Origin of the sequence: Wolbachia endosymbiont of Drosophila leontia, from assembly GCF_028981785.1 — a bacterium.
GTDB lineage: Bacteria > Pseudomonadota > Alphaproteobacteria > Rickettsiales > Anaplasmataceae > Wolbachia > Wolbachia pipientis.
Map to the genome: position 1 here is coordinate 1 of NZ_JAPQLK010000074.1, position 17,186 is coordinate 17,186.

The 17,186-nt window shown below is 35.0% G+C and carries 14 protein-coding genes and 1 pseudogene; 4 read left to right on the top strand and 11 right to left on the bottom strand.

The genetic code is table 11. The features are described 5' to 3' along the window. Positions 1 to 117 precede the first annotated feature (117 nt). Positions 118 to 405, bottom strand: a complete 288-nt coding sequence (locus tag OZD63_RS02395) for a hypothetical protein (RefSeq protein ID WP_275008022.1) — start codon at positions 403 to 405, stop codon at positions 118 to 120. Positions 406 to 474: 69 nt separating this feature from the next. After that, positions 475 to 1,839, bottom strand: coding sequence for a pyruvate dehydrogenase complex dihydrolipoamide acetyltransferase (locus OZD63_RS02400; protein ID WP_275008031.1), 1,365 nt, complete (start codon positions 1,837 to 1,839; stop codon positions 475 to 477). A gap of 70 nt (positions 1,840 to 1,909) precedes the next feature. On the opposite strand from OZD63_RS02400, the gene OZD63_RS02405 reads away from it, so the two are divergent. Continuing rightward, on the top strand, positions 1,910 to 2,401 hold the full coding sequence (locus tag OZD63_RS02405) for an SH3 domain-containing protein (RefSeq protein WP_275008023.1): 492 nt from the start codon (positions 1,910 to 1,912) through the stop codon (positions 2,399 to 2,401). On the opposite strand, the gene OZD63_RS02410 is transcribed toward OZD63_RS02405, so the two are convergent. The 7 genes from OZD63_RS02410 to OZD63_RS02440 all read right to left on the bottom strand — a co-directional run bounded on the left by OZD63_RS02410 (position 2,398) and on the right by OZD63_RS02440 (position 11,680). After that, positions 2,398 to 2,883, bottom strand: coding sequence for a WBM0748 family T4SS-associated protein (locus OZD63_RS02410; RefSeq protein ID WP_182321229.1), 486 nt, complete (start codon positions 2,881 to 2,883; stop codon positions 2,398 to 2,400). The genes OZD63_RS02405 and OZD63_RS02410 overlap by 4 nt on opposite strands. A 121-nt stretch (positions 2,884 to 3,004) precedes the next feature. Next, positions 3,005 to 5,752 carry a hypothetical protein gene (locus OZD63_RS02415; RefSeq protein ID WP_275008025.1) on the bottom strand — a complete coding sequence of 916 codons (2,748 nt, stop codon included), beginning with the start codon at positions 5,750 to 5,752 and terminating at the stop codon, positions 3,005 to 3,007. Further along, the gene (locus OZD63_RS02420) at positions 5,733 to 8,087 is read right to left on the bottom strand and encodes a VirB4 family type IV secretion/conjugal transfer ATPase (protein WP_274979640.1); all 2,355 of its coding nucleotides are present in this window, start codon (positions 8,085 to 8,087) and stop codon (positions 5,733 to 5,735) included. Before OZD63_RS02420 ends, OZD63_RS02415 begins: the two co-directional genes overlap by 20 nt. 44 nt (positions 8,088 to 8,131) lie before the next feature. Then, the gene (locus OZD63_RS02425) at positions 8,132 to 8,506 is read right to left on the bottom strand and encodes a hypothetical protein (protein ID WP_253303543.1); all 375 of its coding nucleotides are present in this window, start codon (positions 8,504 to 8,506) and stop codon (positions 8,132 to 8,134) included. Between the two features lie 94 nt (positions 8,507 to 8,600). Further along, positions 8,601 to 10,001, bottom strand: a complete 1,401-nt coding sequence (locus OZD63_RS02430) for a hypothetical protein (RefSeq protein WP_275008027.1) — start codon at positions 9,999 to 10,001, stop codon at positions 8,601 to 8,603. Positions 10,002 to 10,124: 123 nt separating this feature from the next. Continuing rightward, complete coding sequence (locus OZD63_RS02435; RefSeq protein WP_274979638.1) at positions 10,125 to 11,153, bottom strand: NAD(P)H-dependent flavin oxidoreductase; 1,029 nt, start codon at positions 11,151 to 11,153, stop codon at positions 10,125 to 10,127. 5 nt (positions 11,154 to 11,158) lie between these two features. Next, entirely contained in the window at positions 11,159 to 11,680 is a 522-nt protein-coding gene (locus OZD63_RS02440) for a cytochrome b (protein ID WP_275008028.1), read from the bottom strand. A gap of 673 nt (positions 11,681 to 12,353) precedes the next feature. Here OZD63_RS02440 and OZD63_RS02445 point away from each other — a divergent pair. The 3 genes and pseudogenes from OZD63_RS02445 to OZD63_RS02465 all read left to right on the top strand — a co-directional run bounded on the left by OZD63_RS02445 (position 12,354) and on the right by OZD63_RS02465 (position 14,843). Continuing rightward, positions 12,354 to 13,541: a phosphoglycerate kinase gene (locus OZD63_RS02445; protein ID WP_274979407.1), complete on the top strand. Its 1,188-nt coding sequence runs from the start codon at positions 12,354 to 12,356 to the stop codon at positions 13,539 to 13,541. A 58-nt stretch (positions 13,542 to 13,599) separates the two neighbouring features. Then, positions 13,600 to 14,395: pseudogene (locus OZD63_RS06265) on the top strand (EndoU domain-containing protein). Positions 14,396 to 14,492: 97 nt separating this feature from the next. Further along, complete coding sequence (locus OZD63_RS02465) at positions 14,493 to 14,843, top strand: diacylglycerol kinase (protein ID WP_274979409.1); 351 nt, start codon at positions 14,493 to 14,495, stop codon at positions 14,841 to 14,843. An 11-nt stretch (positions 14,844 to 14,854) separates the two neighbouring features. Here OZD63_RS02465 and OZD63_RS02470 read toward each other — a convergent pair whose 3' ends face one another. Next, positions 14,855 to 15,799, bottom strand: coding sequence for an RluA family pseudouridine synthase (locus OZD63_RS02470; RefSeq protein ID WP_274979411.1), 945 nt, complete (start codon positions 15,797 to 15,799; stop codon positions 14,855 to 14,857). Beyond that, positions 15,790 to 17,001 carry a hypothetical protein gene (locus OZD63_RS02475; protein ID WP_275008029.1) on the bottom strand — a complete coding sequence of 404 codons (1,212 nt, stop codon included), beginning with the start codon at positions 16,999 to 17,001 and terminating at the stop codon, positions 15,790 to 15,792. The genes OZD63_RS02470 and OZD63_RS02475 overlap by 10 nt, the downstream gene beginning before the upstream one ends. Positions 17,002 to 17,186: the final 185 nt, after the last annotated feature.

Here is a 17,186-nt window from a genome sequence, read left to right on the forward strand (position 1 = left end):
TTTTCTTTCTGCTACTCTCCAGTATTGGTCTAATTTTTTCAAATTGTTCTTTACTTATATCGCTTGGATAGCTTTTTTGCATAGATATACCTCTTTCTTAACTATGCTTATTTTACCTCATATTTTCGAGATCCTTAACAGGTTCTTAGGAGTGCTATGAATGTTGTCTTCCATGAGTTTTTGCATTGTTGGGCCAAATGTTCTTCCAAGATTGCTACTCACTGTTTTATTACTATCATTTGCTTGAGAATGAGGTACATTTCGCTCAAAAATTGCTTTTATTCCAGCAAATTTAGCTTGGGAAGATTTCGGAGGAACAGGTGGGGCAACCATGCCTTTTGAGTTAATCTTTCCTTCATTTTGAGGAAAAATTTTTGGATTATTTTTTTCTACTGTAGTATTCATTTTTTTACCTCTAAACCTATTAACTAATAAAAGTGTAAACTTAGAGGTATTAATTTTGTAATAACAATGCTAATAGATTACCTCAGTTTCAATAAGCATCACCAGAGGATTCTCTATATAATGCTTAAAGGCATTTAAAAACTTTGCTCCGAGTGCCCCATCAACTGCTCTATGGTCAACAGAGAGCGTTACTGTCATTATTTCTGCTATTTCTATTTTCTCATTCATAACAATTGGTTGTTTTTTAGATGCACCAACTGCCATAATGCAAGATTGCGGCGGATTGATTATAGCACTGAAGGCTTTTATACCAAACATCCCTAAGTTGGAGATAGTAAACCCTCCTCCTTGAAACTCTTCAGGTTTCAATTTTCCAGATCTTGCTCTGCTTACTAAATCTTTCACTTCTTTTGATATAGATAAAATACCCTTTTTATCAGCATTTTTTACTATAGGAGTAATTAGCCCATCTTCAAGTGCCACAGCGATTGAAATATCTATATTTGAATATCTCAGTATTTTATTATCTATCCACGAAGAATTTATATCAGGAAATTTTTTCATGCTGAAAGCTGCAGCTTTTATGATTAGATCATTAATTGTTACTTTATTGTTTTCATCTGCTGAGTTAATCTCGTTTTTTAACGATATTAACTTATCAACCTGGCAATCTACAGTTAAATAAAAATGTGGAACATTCTGTTTTGATTCAGTCAGGCGCTGTGCTATCACTTGGCGCATGTTGCTTACTTCAACTATGGTATCTTTCTCAGGACTTTCAGTATGTATACCACTGCCTAAAAACTCCAACACATCAGCCTTAATTATGCGACCATATGGTCCTGTACCTTTTAATTGCTGCACATTAACCCCTTCATTTTGAGCTATTTTCTTAGCTAATGGGCTTATTTTTGTTCTACCTTCTGCATAACCCTCTGTCATCTGAGTAGCTGACACTGGGATCCATTCTTCTTTTCTAGATCCCAGTGTCAAGCACTGGGATGACATTGAGGGGTTGGATTCCAGCGTCACGCGCTGGAATGACACCGAAGAATGACTTATTGGCTTTCCGTTTAAATCTTGGTGTTCTGATTTTTGATTATCAACAGCACTTTTTGTCACTTCCTTTTTAACTGCACTATTGATGGAAGTTGAAGTATAGTTGTTAAGTGCACTTTCATCTTCTCCTTCTTCCAGCATTAAAGCTATTGGTTGATTTACAGACACGCCACTTGTTCCTTCTGTTACTAAAATTTTTGCTATGACTCCTTCATCTATAGATTCAAACTCCATTATGGCTTTATCAGTCTCTATCTCAGCAATTACGTCGCCTACTTCAACTTTGTCTTGTTCTTTTTTATGCCACTTTACAATTTTTCCTCTAGCTTTGCTCATTGTTGGTGAAAGAGCAGGCATTAATATTTCTATAGGCATTGATTTTGCATTTAAAGATCTATTCAATTTTTAATTTACTCTTTATCTTATGTCAACCTAATCGTGAATTATGATGAATAAGTCTGTTACACTATCCCTCACGTTATCCCAGTGCGTGACACTGGGATCTTGGTTCAGTACTATTATCCTATTGTTTTTATTATTTAGCCATAGCTTGTTTGCTAACAACTTTGTTTCAACCAAATCAAATAAGATCAACATGAGAACGGGGCCAGGGTTTCACTATCCTGTAAAATGGATATACACTTGCAAAAATCTGCCCCTGAAAGTGATAGAGGAGTTTGAGAGTTGGAAAAAGGTCTGCGATATAGATGAAGACTGCGGATGGATAAAAGGCAATCTTCTTAGTGATAAGCGCTACGCGATTGTAAAAGAAGATACCTGTGGATATCAAAAACAGAGTGTAGACAGCAAGATTACTATGAAAATAGACAAGTTTGTTGTGATGAAGATAGAAAAATGCAACGAAGAATGGTGCTTTCTTTCCACCCCAAAACGCAAAGCATGGGTACAAAAAAAACATATATATGGGGTTGATTAGGTTGACAAAAGATCTGAATTAACACTAGTTTCTGGGCCTTCTGTAGCATGCTCTTCAGATGAAGCAGAGGGTTCTTGAGGCTCTGGAGACTGTACAGGGCTATCACAGAAACTCCTTAACATCTCCTCAGCGGATGAATCTAAAATTTGTACAATAGACTTTTCACTCTGCTCTTTTAGCGATTGATCCATTCTAGAAATCAACTCAGAAAACTCGCTACCTGATTTTTCAGCTTCATTTTTTATTTTACTTTCTATGCTTGCAATATTGCCTTGTTCAATTTCTTCTTTTGTTATGTTGAACGAATTTGCAGCATCTTGATATCCAATCTTGCAATTTCCACAACCAATTATGCAAAAAGCAATAGAATTAGATATTTCGCTTGCAGCCCACTTATGTATAGCGTAAGCCAAATAATTGTCATGGTATTTAATGCTAAATTGTTGTTCTATTAGCTCAGAAATTTTATTCTTTAGAGACATAAAGTACCCTCCTTACATTCGTTATACCTTTTTGTTAAGATACAGCAATTACACCATTTACTACATGCTTTACTTTAATTAATTATTAAAACGAGAGCATAATTTTCAGAGTTATATCTTTTTACCTTAACAATTCTTTTTTGAGTTCCTCTTCAATCATCTTAGTTAAACTCGTGTCAAACTCACTCCTCGAAAAATCCCTAACCCCCCCGGGATCATATCGATTTCCTATCATTTTTTCAATAGCATCATTTATTATGTTTATGTCAAATCCCTTTATAATAGGCGTTACCTTCACCTGCCCTGCAGAGCCTTTACCATAAATTCTTTTACTTTTATCAATGCAACCACCTGCACCAGGTTTACTGCTTCCAAAACCCTTGCTACACTTTACTGTTTCATGCTTGATTTCACCATTTTCTATATATATTATTTTATTATCTTCAGTAACCCGCAATCCTGTTGTTGTGGTTTTTTCTTTTAATTTTACACTATCATCAATTATTGGTTCGGTATAATCCTTATACTCATATATTTTATAGATGCCTCCGCCTCCCATAGTGATTAAATCCTTGCACTCTTGTTTACCTAAACGACACTTTCTTATAAAAATAGGACCCCCATCCTTATCTGTATATTCCTTTTCCCTGTTACCTCCTCCCCGTTCAACTTTAATGTTAATTATAGGATAATCAAGATCAATTTCCAATTCAGCTTTTATATAATCTCCTGGCATTCCTACTCTACTTTCAGTGGAATTAGGTGTGTAAGTGTAAGGTGTATCTTTTATGTGACCTGCTTCACCACATCCCCACACTTCTATTTCAACACGGCTAGATGTTATTTGTGAGCCATCCACATCATAATCTCCACTTCCAAAAACATGGGACTTTTCGCTCTTTTTTTCCGGTTCTTGTTTCTCTTTTTCCAGTTGTTTCTCGATTATCTCTTTTAACTTCTCTTTGAGACCTTCTAAATCGAACCTACACAATTTATCAGCGTAAAAAACCTCTGTTCTGTTTGCTTTAATTGGTGCTTCTTGTTGCGTGACAACGCCATTTGCATCTTGTGAAATCTTTGTATAAAAAGATTGGGTGTTTTCTTTGTCTACATATCGTGTTGAACGGCTGCATGTTCCATTAAAGCAGATGCAGCCATCGTCACCTTGATTACATTTTTCTCTATGCTCTACATCCGTCAATTTGTATACTACTTTCAGTCCTTTATCAGATTTAAATGCGTCGTCTATCTTATCATTTCTTTTTACACAGTAACTGCATTTCCCCTTTTCCTGTTTATTGTCGTCAGGGAAGAAAACATACCCTTGCTTATTAAACATTATTTTATCCAACTGATTTTGAGGTCTTTTCAAAAGGTCACCTATTTCCTTGCTTGGAAGATAATAGAACTGATTTGATTCTTTTGAATAAACAGAATTGTATTCAATATATTTTGTTCCCATTGATTTTAGTGGTACTACCTTACCTTCTCTTTCAAGAACAAACTCCTCTGGTTCTGGCTGCCATCCAGAAAGACAAAGCATTTTACTTTTAGAATTTCCTTTATACTTTACTTCTATTTCTGGTTGTCCTAAGTTGTTCAATTTGCACTTATTCCCCTGAAACTCTTTACATTCCGTTTCAATATCAGGAACATAGCCATATTCTTTCAGAACTTTAAATTGTTGCGGATTACTTTCTAATATACCTTCTATAATATTATCAATGTAACTTTTTGTGTTACTACTGTCAGTCGTTTTTGCTACTATTGCTGGTTTTACTACTTTTAAAGATAGAGGGCCGATGTTCTTAGTAGAATTAGTGATAACATTGAAAGTACAGACACCATTGCTGTAGACTCCATGTGCTCTATAAGTACAAGTGCTCTCGCTCATCTTCATTTTTATTTCTAGCGTGTTTTCATTTGCTACCTTCACTATCTCAGGCTCTGGAGCAGGTGGTACCGGGAAACAGCGGACGAACTGTGGATTTTTTTTGTCTATACTTTGAGTTCCATGGTATTCAGCGCAGAGCTGGCCCTTTTTTCTATAGGTTTTGAAGTAATAGTGAGTATCCTTATCTGTAACAGTATATGAGTGATTTGGAATGTTCTCATTATTTGAAACAACGTGTGGAAAACCTAACTCTTTTCTTTCCTCCAGTCCGCTAATTATCACCCCGACTCTTGGATCGAAGTAATCATTATCTTCATTTGTTATAGGAACAATTCTAACTTGTGGAGGTGACATCGCAAGTTGTTCACAGAATGAAGGAGGGCTAGGTGCAAGTGGCACAGGAGCACATTTTACTGCCGTTTGGTAGCAGGTATCACAGACTTTTTCCATCTCCCCAGGACGGAAAATATTCTCACCCGAAAATACTCTAGAACCCCATGAAGAAATTCCTGACATACAAGCCCCTTTTTGACTGCAAGCACATATTTTAGGAGAGTTAGCGAATCTTCTTTTTTCCTCATCAGTAACACCGTCTGCCCATTCCCATTTAAGACCCCGAGCAATTTCTCCTCCAGCTTTTGTTTTATCTCCTTCCCAGTCGATAAAAGCTGCAGCAGAAACTCCAGCTCCTGTACCTTGCGTTCCATATATCTGGCGGCAGGATTCCCCACTTTGTAAGCCATAACAATAACTTTGTCCATCATAAGCACATACTCTAATTTTGGGATTAAAGTAACCATCAACTCCTTGATCTTTTATTGCTTGCACCTTAATTTCCTTTACCCAATCTCCACCAACTATTGCTTCCCACCAAGTATTACTTTCTACAAATGTTGGACAATCAGCATATCCTTGATACGAAAGACCAAGTATCAAAAAAAACATCAATAAGAAATTAAGCTTTACACTTCTCATAAAATACCGGTAACCACTCATTAACTTCTTCTCCTTTTTCTTTTATTGCCTCATACATATACTTTATAGTCTCTTTGTTAGCTGAAAGTACATGTATTTCTTGCATATCCTTCAAATCCAGATTTAAGGTTACTAATCCTTTGTACTGTTTTATCAAAAATAAACCTTCCTGTGTTGGCGTCTGCAGAACTATATTCAGCTCCTCTTTCGATAGAGAAAATGCCTTCATGTATAATCTATTTGCATTGACGTTCGGCATCAAGATTCTTGTATCAACATGTTTATCTAAATATTGAGTAAATTTGCTAGCAAATGCGAGATTTAAATTCTCAGTACTTAGGATTACTACAACATTTAGTTCCGTCATTCTTTGCATCCAGTTATCAAACTCTTTCTCTGTAGGAAAAATATTACTTATCTCCCATGCTTCATCCAAAACAAGTATTGCAGGTGAGCCATCACATTTTGCCTCAAAAGAATATAAAAAATAGTAAAGTATCACGGACATACATTCCTTTTGTTTTGTAAGGTTTGCGGTGTTGAGAGATATAATTTTTGTTTCCCAGTCAATATCTGATTCATTACCATCTTGAAATAAGTAAGCAAAGTCACCATCGTCACACCATCTACTTATCTTACCCTCGAGAAGCAAGAGCACCTCAGAAATTTGTGAAATAGAACGCGATTCCCTTGGTATAGCAAATATAGAATCCACGATTTTTCTTATCTTTTCTTCTACGTCCACCAAGCTCGCATCGGCTACCATTCTTCTGATCAGTTCAACCAACATATTGCGATTGGAAGCACTATCTTCAATGTTTAGTGGATTAAATTTTAGGCTTTTGTCCTTATATTTTGGATCGATTATGTAATATTTACCACTCACTGCTTTAGTAAAAATTATTGATTTTCCAGTGTTATCCAATATGACAATTCTTGGGTTAAACTTTCTTGATTCTGATAATAGAAAATTAATGAGTGAAGTTCTGCCTGAATTTGGAGCTCCGAGTATCGTAGTATGGCCATTATTTCTTTTTCCATGAAAATTAAAGAAGTAAGGATTTCCTTTTTTTGAGAAAAAAATCATTACCGCTTCTTTCCACCTTCTTCCTTTTAATGTACCTGACGTAAAATCGTGCAGCATAGCAAAGCTGCAAGCGTATTTTGTTAAGATATTTTTCGGTTGCGTAATAAAAGCAAAATTGCCTGGAAGTTGTGCCCAAAAATGACTTTCCATATGTAAATCAGTTCTAAACATCATGAAGCCAACTAATGACATTATAGAAGATAAATCACTAATACTTTCAGCTAACTTATTCCTATCATCTGCAAATATTGTAAAAATAATTTTCTGTTGGCAGAAGTCTATACTAGAGGTCTTTTCAAGCTCTATTATTTCTTCAATTCCTGAGCTTTTAAGTAAGGTATTATCCTCACTAATTTGCAGCATGTTGATTTGTTTTTTAAATTCTTTTATTGCTTTGTTATTACTAGTAAATATCATTATTTCTGTAATGATAAATTCAGATTCAAGCTGCAAGCATCTATCTATATTACCTAAAGAGATTTCCCGGTATTCTTTTATGCTGAAAATAGAGCCAAATTTCTGTTGATTTTCAAATATTGTTTGAAACGTATTGAAACCAAAAGCTATTTTAAAATTTCTAATATATTGCGACAGGCCCCTTTCATGTATTGGATAATCTTTGTGCGTTAATGTAACAATATAGTGGAGAAATTCTATCATTTCAGAATATATTTTACCTTCACTAAACCTTAGACTCAGTTTTTTAGCTCCAAAAGGTCCTAAATCATTTTGAATTACGTCAGTTATCTTTTGCAACTCCTGATGGCTTTCTTGTAAAGACAACTTATGCTTATTCTTTATTCTATTGAAAAAAAACGAATTATTAGTATGCTTGCCAAAATCGCTAAACAATATTACAATGTATAGTTCATTTATATACTGTAATTTACTATCAGTTAGTTTATTAAACCACGTTGAATGTAGGTTGTCAGAGAAGTCTTCAGTTTTATTCCATTTCAAGCTCAGTTTATTGCGCTTTCTAACGGTATGAATCCAAACGGTAAAATACAGGCTATTAATATTTTTTGATATGCTTTTTCTAATTTCAGTTCTGAGGTCGCTGTAGTTATCAACAGAAGAATAATCTTCTAACTTGATTATTTTTAACAATTCTCCCTGTTTTGTGAGTATGGTTTCTTCATCGTAATGACAAGCATAAGGAACAAAATCTAAATCAATGCTTTCTAGTAATGCTAAGTTGTTCTTTTTTTTAAGCTTAGAGTTAACTGTTGGTACTTTTAACTGCATATGCGTATTCAATAAAGATAATTAAAAAAGATAAAAATACTATCCTAATTTTTATCTTTTTTTTCGCTATCGGATTGTAATTTTATATCTTTTGTAAAGTTAAATTTTTCTTTTAAGTAGTCTGTTGCCTTTTCTGTACTACCGAACATCAGGACCAGTACACCAAACATTATCATAAAAAAGATTAGACCTCTGAACACTACTGCAAGTATCACTGCAGCTATACACAACCCTATGATTGTTGAAGGACTCATATTTTCTACAGTATCTTTAACTGAAAATGAAGAAATAAAATTTTTTACCGTTTCTTGTATACCCTTTAATTCATCACTCGCCGAACTTGCTTCGCTAGAATATGACGCAAAAATGAAACTTAATAAGGCTATAAAAACCAAAACTTTATTCAATTGAATGCGCATCAACTAAACACCTTTTAAACATTCCCCAGATATAACAACTTTTATATCAATAGGCAAGAACTGAATTCACTTATCCACTACAAGTAACACATATTTAATTTTTACCGCTGCGAACATGCTGTAAGCTCTTATCATCAACAAGAGGACTCACATTAATGGATGTTAATTTACTTGATAGGAAGTTTGAATGCAATTCAGCTACTGCTGCTATAGCAAGCACTGCAACCATAGCAAGTAGTCCTGCTCCTATCAATCCTGATGTCATTGCTCCTGCAACAATGCACCCTATTGTGGAGAGAGCACAACCTGCTACAAATGCAACGTGAAGATTTCTGTTATTGGGTTGTTTTTCAAGTGGAGTATCTTCACCCTTTTTCTTATTCAAAGGAAATTTCTGCACGATTGTAATGGCGTTTTTTCTGTCTCTTTTTTCTTCGGGTTGCATTGAATCTTTTGCCTGGCTGCCTGTCATCTGAGTAGTTTGACTATTTGTATCCACACTTTCTTTTTCTCTGGATCCCAGTGTCACGCACTGGGATGACACCTGTGGTGACTCTTTCTCAACTTGATCTTCAATCTTTTTATTATATTTAGAAGGAGATCTTCGTCCACTTGGCCCTTTGGACCTTGTTTTAGTTAGGTGTGCTAATTTTGTCTCTCCTTCATCCTCTGGTTGTAAGCCATTATCTCCTTCAACAGAGCTCAATGTTGAGTTTAAACTTTCCTCAGATGAAGTGCTTGTTACTAAAGTTAAACTGCTCCTTCTGCTACTTACTGATGATTTCAAACTTTCTTTACTCGTTCTAGGTGAGTCTATTCCACTATCTGAGTCATTGCCACTACTGAGTTTAGAAGTTTGCTTCTCCTCTATTTCTTTCACAACCTTGCTATATTTTTCAAACACTTCCTCTGTAACATCTGAATTACTAAGTATTTTATTATCACCACTTTTTTTCTCAGCTACATTCAAGGGTGTTTCTTGTGTGTTGTTTTGCTCTTCAATATGTTTTAGCTGCATTTGATCTTCAATATTTTCTTCAACAGCATTTGGTATTGAGCTTACACTGCTGCTCCTGTTAGTAATATCCAAAATTGTTTGTACTATTGCTGCCTTTTTTTTTGAGTCTAGTTTTTTTGACTCTGTTATTTCTGCTTTCAACGCTGGAAGAAAGTGTTGGATATAATTATTATAATGTTCTCTTTTTTTCCCCACTGATTTTTCTAACTCAGCTAATGCTTCAGGACTAGTTCCTTGCTTGGATGACTCTAAGTGTTTTGCAATAGCCTGCTCATTTTGTCGTTCTCTCAGTATTTTTTCCAATTCAGCCAATGTTTTAGGACTAGCTCCCTGCTTGAACAACCTTTTGCATTCTTTGGAAGTCTCATCTTGATTTTCTTGATAATTTTCTGCTGTTACCTTTTTGTATATAGTGTTGCTCAATTGTTGGTTAATATCTCCTTCCTTACTCATAGGTTTTTTAAAGGGACTGTGCATAACATTCCTCCATACATAATAAAATGTATAGATACCTTTTTAGCGTTAATTTTACATTAAAACTGGGCAATTATGCCATATTATAAATAATTGCGGCAACTTGCTTATTGGAAGGTCGCTTAACTATTTGCTTTCTGGGCTTTCTACTTCTACAGATTTGCGTTCAATATGATTGTTTGCTTGTTGAACTAATATATCTATCACTTCTTTTACAGGCTTTTCCCTATCAACCATGCCAACACTTTGGCCGGCCATTAAAGATCCTGTTTCAACATCTCCTTCAATCACTGCCCTTCTTAAAGCTCCAGCCCAGAACTTTTCTATTTCAAGCTGCCCATCTTCTTTTGAGATCTGTCCCTTTTGGTATTCATCAATAACTTCTTTTTGACGCTTCATGAAGTCATCGCTTGCTTTGTTGGCTATAGCTCTTACAGGAATTACAGGAAAATCAGCACTTATCTGTACAGAAGGTCTTGTATTACGTGCGGCCGATTTAATAAACACTTCCTTAAAATTTTTGTGGGCAATTGACTCATTAGTGCAGACAAATAATGTACCTATTTGACAGCCACTTGCTCCCATTTTCAGGTAATTAACTATCATTTCACCTCTTCCTATTCCACCTGCAACAAACACTGGTATTTGTTCATTTTTAAAATGAGGCAATATCTCTTGTGCAAGAACAGAAGTACTAACTGGACCTATATGCCCACCTGCTTCCATTCCTTCTATTATTAATGCATCTACTCCCATTTTTACTAACCTTTTCGCAAGGCTTAATGCTGGTGCAAAGCACATAACTTTAATGCCTGCACCCTTGATTTTTTCTATATTAGGCTTTGTTGGCAGTCCACCGGCAAGCACTATATGGCTCACTTTCGTTTCAATACACACATCTATCAACTCACTCAACTTTGGGTGCATAGTAATTAGATTTACACCAAATGGCTTGTTAGTTAACTTCTGTGTCTCTATGATTTCTTTTTCCAGTAAGTCTGGGAACATTGTACCACATGCAATCACACCAAAACCACCAGCGTTTGAGATTGCTGAGACCAAGTTTCTCTCTGAAACCCAGCTCATAGCACCACCCATTATAGCAAACTCACTGCCAAGAAAATCTGTTCCTTTTTTCCAGAGGCTACTTAACATATAACCTATATCATACGTTTAAAAATGTTTTGTTTACCTATAAATGTGTGTTTTAAGGCGCCAAGCATATGTAAGATTATAAAGAGTACTATAAAATATGCAAGCATCGAATGTAGCTCGTTAGCCGTGTTAGCTAGATCTTTGTTTTGATTAATCAACAAAGGGATATGAAAAAAATATTTGATCTGTTTGCCAGAAGCAGAAGACATGACATAGCCAGATAGTGGCATTAGCACCATCAAAGAATATAAACCAAAGTGTACTGCTTTACTTATATTGATTACAAACCGAGAAAAATTTGCTGGAAGTGGTGGAACATAAGTAAAGACGCGAAAAAATATGCGTACTATGATTAATCCAAGAATAGTGATACCGCAAGCCTTATGAATAGCGTATATGTTGAACTTAATTTCATTGCTAAGTGGTAAGCTTTTCATATAAAGTCCAGAGCAAAGCATGCCGATAATAAAAATAGCCATCAGCCAATGGATAACCCTTAAACCTAGGCTATGTTTATCGTCTTCCATTTTGATTACCCTAAAGTAGCATTTATATAATAGAAAAACTATTTTTCAATCAAAATTATTAAAGCAATTTAGATTTACCGACAATGTAGCTATACAAATTTGACCCAGCCGAGAGTCAAGTAGCAGGCACTGGCATCTAAGTCATAGAAACGGATCAAATGCAAAACTTACTTGACACCCTTCGCCAGCTCCCTTATCATAAAACTGAAGCTATTTATTTATCTTCTCTGTACAGATTAGATGACAAAAAAACTCAACGTATCTGGCGTCTCATGTTTAATTTTTTGCACTATGTGCACTCTATGTCTTTATCAAATTTCTAGGTTTTTACCTATACAAGCTGAAATACGCTATTTAAAACATCAAAAAACGCCAACTTAAAAAATGGATAGTGAATAATTAGCTACCCTAGGGTTTCTTCTGCCTTTTTTTCTGTTTAGTAAATTTCTTAAATATTTATGGCTAAACGACAATCGTCATCCCTGTAAAGGTCAAGTATCCCGCTACGTGTTAGCGGCTAAGAGATACCCGGCGGTATGACGGTTCGTGATGGCATGACGATAAGGTTCCAGTGTCAAGCGTTTGGCATGCAAATTTCCTTAAACGTTCGTAAGCTTAAAACTTTACTTTAGATCAAGCTGCTGTATAGTGACTTTATAGCTTCAATTTTGTAATGAATATACCTAGTATGGAAAATTGTGATCTTCACAATAAAACCGTCTTACTCAGAGTTGACTTCAATGTCCCTACAAAAGATGGAGAAATTCGTGACGTCACTCGTATTTTGAGAGCATTGCCTACTATTCAGTATTTAGTGAATGCGAGTGCAAAGATTATTATTATATCGCATTTCGGACGCCCAAAGGCTAGAGACGATAATCTGTCACTAAAAAATATAATTGACATTTTATCACAGTTACTAAATAAAAAAGTGAAATTCATTGATGATTGCGTTGGTGAAAAAGTGCAAAAAGCAGTGAGTGCTGTGGATGCAGGAGATATAATATTACTGGAGAATCTAAGATTTTATGAAGGGGAAAAGGAGAATGATGCAAACTTTGCCAGACAATTAGCATCTCTGGCGGATATATATGTAAATGATGCATTTTCTTGCTCTCACAGAGCTCACGCTTCTATTTCACGCATTACAGAGTTTTTACCTTCCTATGCAGGATTTTGCTTGCAAGATGAGCTAAAGTATCTTGAAAAAGCTGTATCGTTTAAAGCTAAACCTATTACTGCGATAGTTGGGGGAGCTAAAATATCAACTAAAATAAAAGTGCTTATGAAGCTAACAGAAAAGGTTGATTACCTAGTTCTCGGTGGTGCGATTGCTAATAATTTTTTGTCATTTAGCAAAGTAAATATAGGAAAATCTTTCTTTCAAAATGGTGTTGACGACCTTCTACATAATATTGTTGAAACAGCAAATAAAAACAATTGCAAAATAATTGTACCGGAAGACGTTTTGGTTGCAATAAACTCTGATTACAGCACTAGTATTTCAAGAAAAACTGAGTCCATTTTGGACGGTGATATAATTTTGGATATCGGATCACAAACTTTGAGTACAATAAGCAGTATAATAGCGAGCAGTAAGACTCTGCTGTGGAATGGACCTATTGGTGTTTTTGAACATTCAGCTTTTGCAAATGGTACAATAGGGGTAATGAAAGTCGTAAGTGACTTAACGCACAAAGGAAAGTTAACCAGCATAATAGGGGGAGGTGATAGCCTATCTGCAATAAGCGCTGCAGGCCTTACCGATAAGGATTTTACATGTGTTTCCACTGGTGGAGGAGCGTTTTTAAGTTGGCTGGGTGGTGACGAAATGCCAGGAGTTGCTGCTCTGCAAAAATGATTAGATTAAAACTTTTTTAAATTGTTTCTTGCAAGCTAGCTTTTTTGTGAACGTGATTATGTCGAAGACAGTTAAACTAATTTTGCGTTTAATAATACCAATAATAGGGTTTATTTTTTATATTATGGATCATTATTTTCACACCGGCTATGTAGAAGAAAATGTTGAGGTCAATTTTGAACCATTTTTCAGTTCACAACCAGCCACCGTTTCCAGAATTAACTGACTTTGATAGAGGAGTGTTGAAAGTTTGTGGAGATTGGGGAGCACATCCAGATAAAGAAGATTTCAAAATTTTACTTAGTTGTCCGCAGCATCAAGAAGTAGTGAAAGGAATATATAAGTGATTACGCCAGATGCGGATTTGGAGTTACTTAAAGATGAACTGGCTAACATTTGGTTTACAAATAGTGAAAGTGAAAAAGAAACTATAGGGTTTGGACATATTTTTTGTGGTGAGCCAAACGATAAACTAGGTGGTATGCATTTTGTAGGTAGATATGTTGAAGCTCAAGAAGATAAATGGGCAGGTGCAATTTGGAATGATAAGTCCCTATGCAATAAATCAGATATTAAGCCGCCAGTTTATACATTTGGAATGAAATATTTAGGTAAGGATGGGGAAGTGAAAGTTAAATGCCCAAATGGATATGCATATAACCTTCATGCCGATAATTTCTGCAACTAAGGCGTTTAAGGAATTAGGAAAAGATGGAATGTGTCTATATGAAATGGAAGATGACGATTATCAATCAGTGTTTGTAAGAAAGAATGATGCTATACTCACGTTCTATCCTGACTTAACACCAAAATGTGATGATAAGAGTACTTATTGTAGTTGCGGTAAATCTTAATTTCAAAACCAATAGGGTGAACAAATGATAAAAATGCTATAGGGTGTAGCAAATCCAAATGAGTTAAAATTTTGATTAAAGGGTTTTGTGAATAATAATGAAGAAGGGCATTATTCGTCTAATAAAAGCAATTCAATACTCTTGTGAAGGAATAAAATCAGCTTTTATATCAGAAATTGCGTTCAGACAGGAGTTACTGCTTTTTATAGTATGTGTCTCAATTTTGTTTGTTTTGGATGGAAGTAATCTAGAACGTGCAGTAATGATAAGCAGTCTATTCCTGGTGTTAATTGTGGAAATTGTTAACACTGCTTTTGAAACGACAATTGAGCGTATTTCCAGTGAACAACACATACTTTCAAAAAAAGTGAAAGATCTAGGTAGTGCAGCAGTTTTTCTTTCATCAATTAACTTCCTGATAACATGGATGATAATATTGACAGGTTAATACGAATGTTATTAAGATATGTTGTCAAACTCACCAATTAAAGTTTTTATATCTTGCGGTAAATCAGAGACAAATTCCATGTATTCCTTACTTTTTGGGTGGTATAAGCCCAGTGTATAAGCATGTAGTGCTTGTCTATTGAAATTACGAATGAAACTAGAGTTTTTAGCATATTTTGTGCTTTTACTACTATTTTTTCCATAAACTTGATCACCAACTATGGAATGTCCTATGTGGCTCATGTGGACTCGAATTTGGTGTGTTCTGCCTGTCTCTAAAGTGCATTTAACGAGGCTTACTTGTCCTATAACTTTTTGCACTAAATAGTGAGTGATTGCTAATTTGCCTGTGATTTTTGTTACACACATCATTTCTTTATTACTGCGTTTGGGAGCAATGTTAGTTTTTATCGTGCCTTGCTGAGAAGATAATGTTCCCCAAACTACTGCTAAGTATTCCCGCTTTATTTTGCGATTCGATAACAATTCAGACAAAAAACTATGGGTTGCTTCATTTTTTGCAATTACCATTAGCCCACTAGTATCTTTATCGAGTCTATGAACAATTCCTGGTCTTACATTAAGGTGAGCGATAACTGCGTTCAAAAGCGTATCATTGTTTGTCCCAGCACCTGGGTGCACTGTTAATCCACTTTGTTTACTCAGAACTATAATGTCCTCATCTTCATAGACGATATCAAGTTTTATGTCATAATTAGGCTCAATTGATGTGGATATGTCAGGTTGAACGAGATGTACTACATACTCTTCACCTGGTTTTACTATGTGATCATTATTAATTATCGGTATGCCAAGTAATTTCACCTGCCCATTTTGTATCAATCTTTGAGCTTTACTGCGTGATATGTTGCATTTTTCAGCTATATAGGTGTCTAACCTTAATTTCTCTTTATCATTATTAACACTTAAGGTTATTATTGAGTGATCTATAGTGATTTACCCCGCGCCATTTCCCATGCTGCTTGAACATTTGGGTCTGTAAACATTGTTGCACTAGACTCAATTTGCAGATCACCTTGTTTTTTAATATGGCAAATTGTTTGAGAGCCATCTTTCCAGTAGATTGTAACTTTATTATCAAAATCTCGTAATGTTGCCTCAACCTTTTTTTCTTTATTATCTTTTTCTTCCAGCTTAATAGATTCCAATAAATAATATAGAAAGTCACTTGGTTTGCCGTTGATTTTTTCTTTCCATTCATCTGTTTTTTCTTGTTCAGATTTTTTTTGCTCTAACTTTTCCTTCTTTTGCTGCAGCTTATTTTGTTCTGCTTCCAGCTCTAACTTTCTAACTGTGTCACGTAGTTCTTTGACTTTATTTTCTAATACTAATAATTTATTAGTATTATTCCCATTGTTAGCTTCTAAATCAGGCGTACTTGGTTGAGCTTGCTTCTTTTTTATTTCTTCTAATTCATCCCTTACTACGTTTAATTGCTCCTTCAATTCCGTTTTTTCCTCTTCTGTATCCTCTTTTAACTTTTTTAGCATGCTAAGGAACTCGTTATTATTAGACTGCGTAGTTGATTGAAGCCAGCCTACAAAGCGGCTTGGTTCAAATCGTTCAATCTTATCTTCAGCAATTTTAATAGCATTCTCTAACCTAGAAAAAGTACCTTCAATATCTAGTGAATGTGCTTTTTTTGTCAATTCTTTAGTGTTGTTTAAAACTTCTGAAATTTCTGCATGTAGCCAATCTAAATCTTTTTTGATGTCTTCTCTGATTTTTTTTAGGTGATCAAGCGTTTCTTTAATGTTAATATTTGCAGGCTTTAAAAGACTATTATCAAGTAAATCGCAAGCTTTTTTAAGGTTACTGTCAAATGAGTTGCAAAGCGGACTAAGTAGTTTTTTCATTAGAGATATTAGTTCATTTTCCCTTTTACCAAGCTTATTTTCTACTACTGATACAACCATGCCCTTTCCAGACCAGTATGGAAATAGAAGACCTAAAGAACTGTGTTTTCTAATAGTATGATTTTCATGATCCACGCTATTACTTATTAGATTGCTAAGTGTTGATATGATGCATAAAAGAATAGCGACTAATAAAGCTATTAATATTATTGGAGCATTAATGGATTGTGATATTGCTGAAACTACTATAATAGTACCAAATACATATGATCCAGTAAACAAGAGAATCCTATTTCTATTTTCTGCTTCTACATCTTCTAGTATTTCTCTCTGCGTCTTAGAACCTGTTAAGGATCTCGAAAATATGAGGTAAAATAAGCATAGTTAAGAAAGAGGTATATCTATGCAAAAAAGCTATCCAAGAGATATAAGTAAAGAACAATTTGAAAAAATTAGACCAATACTGG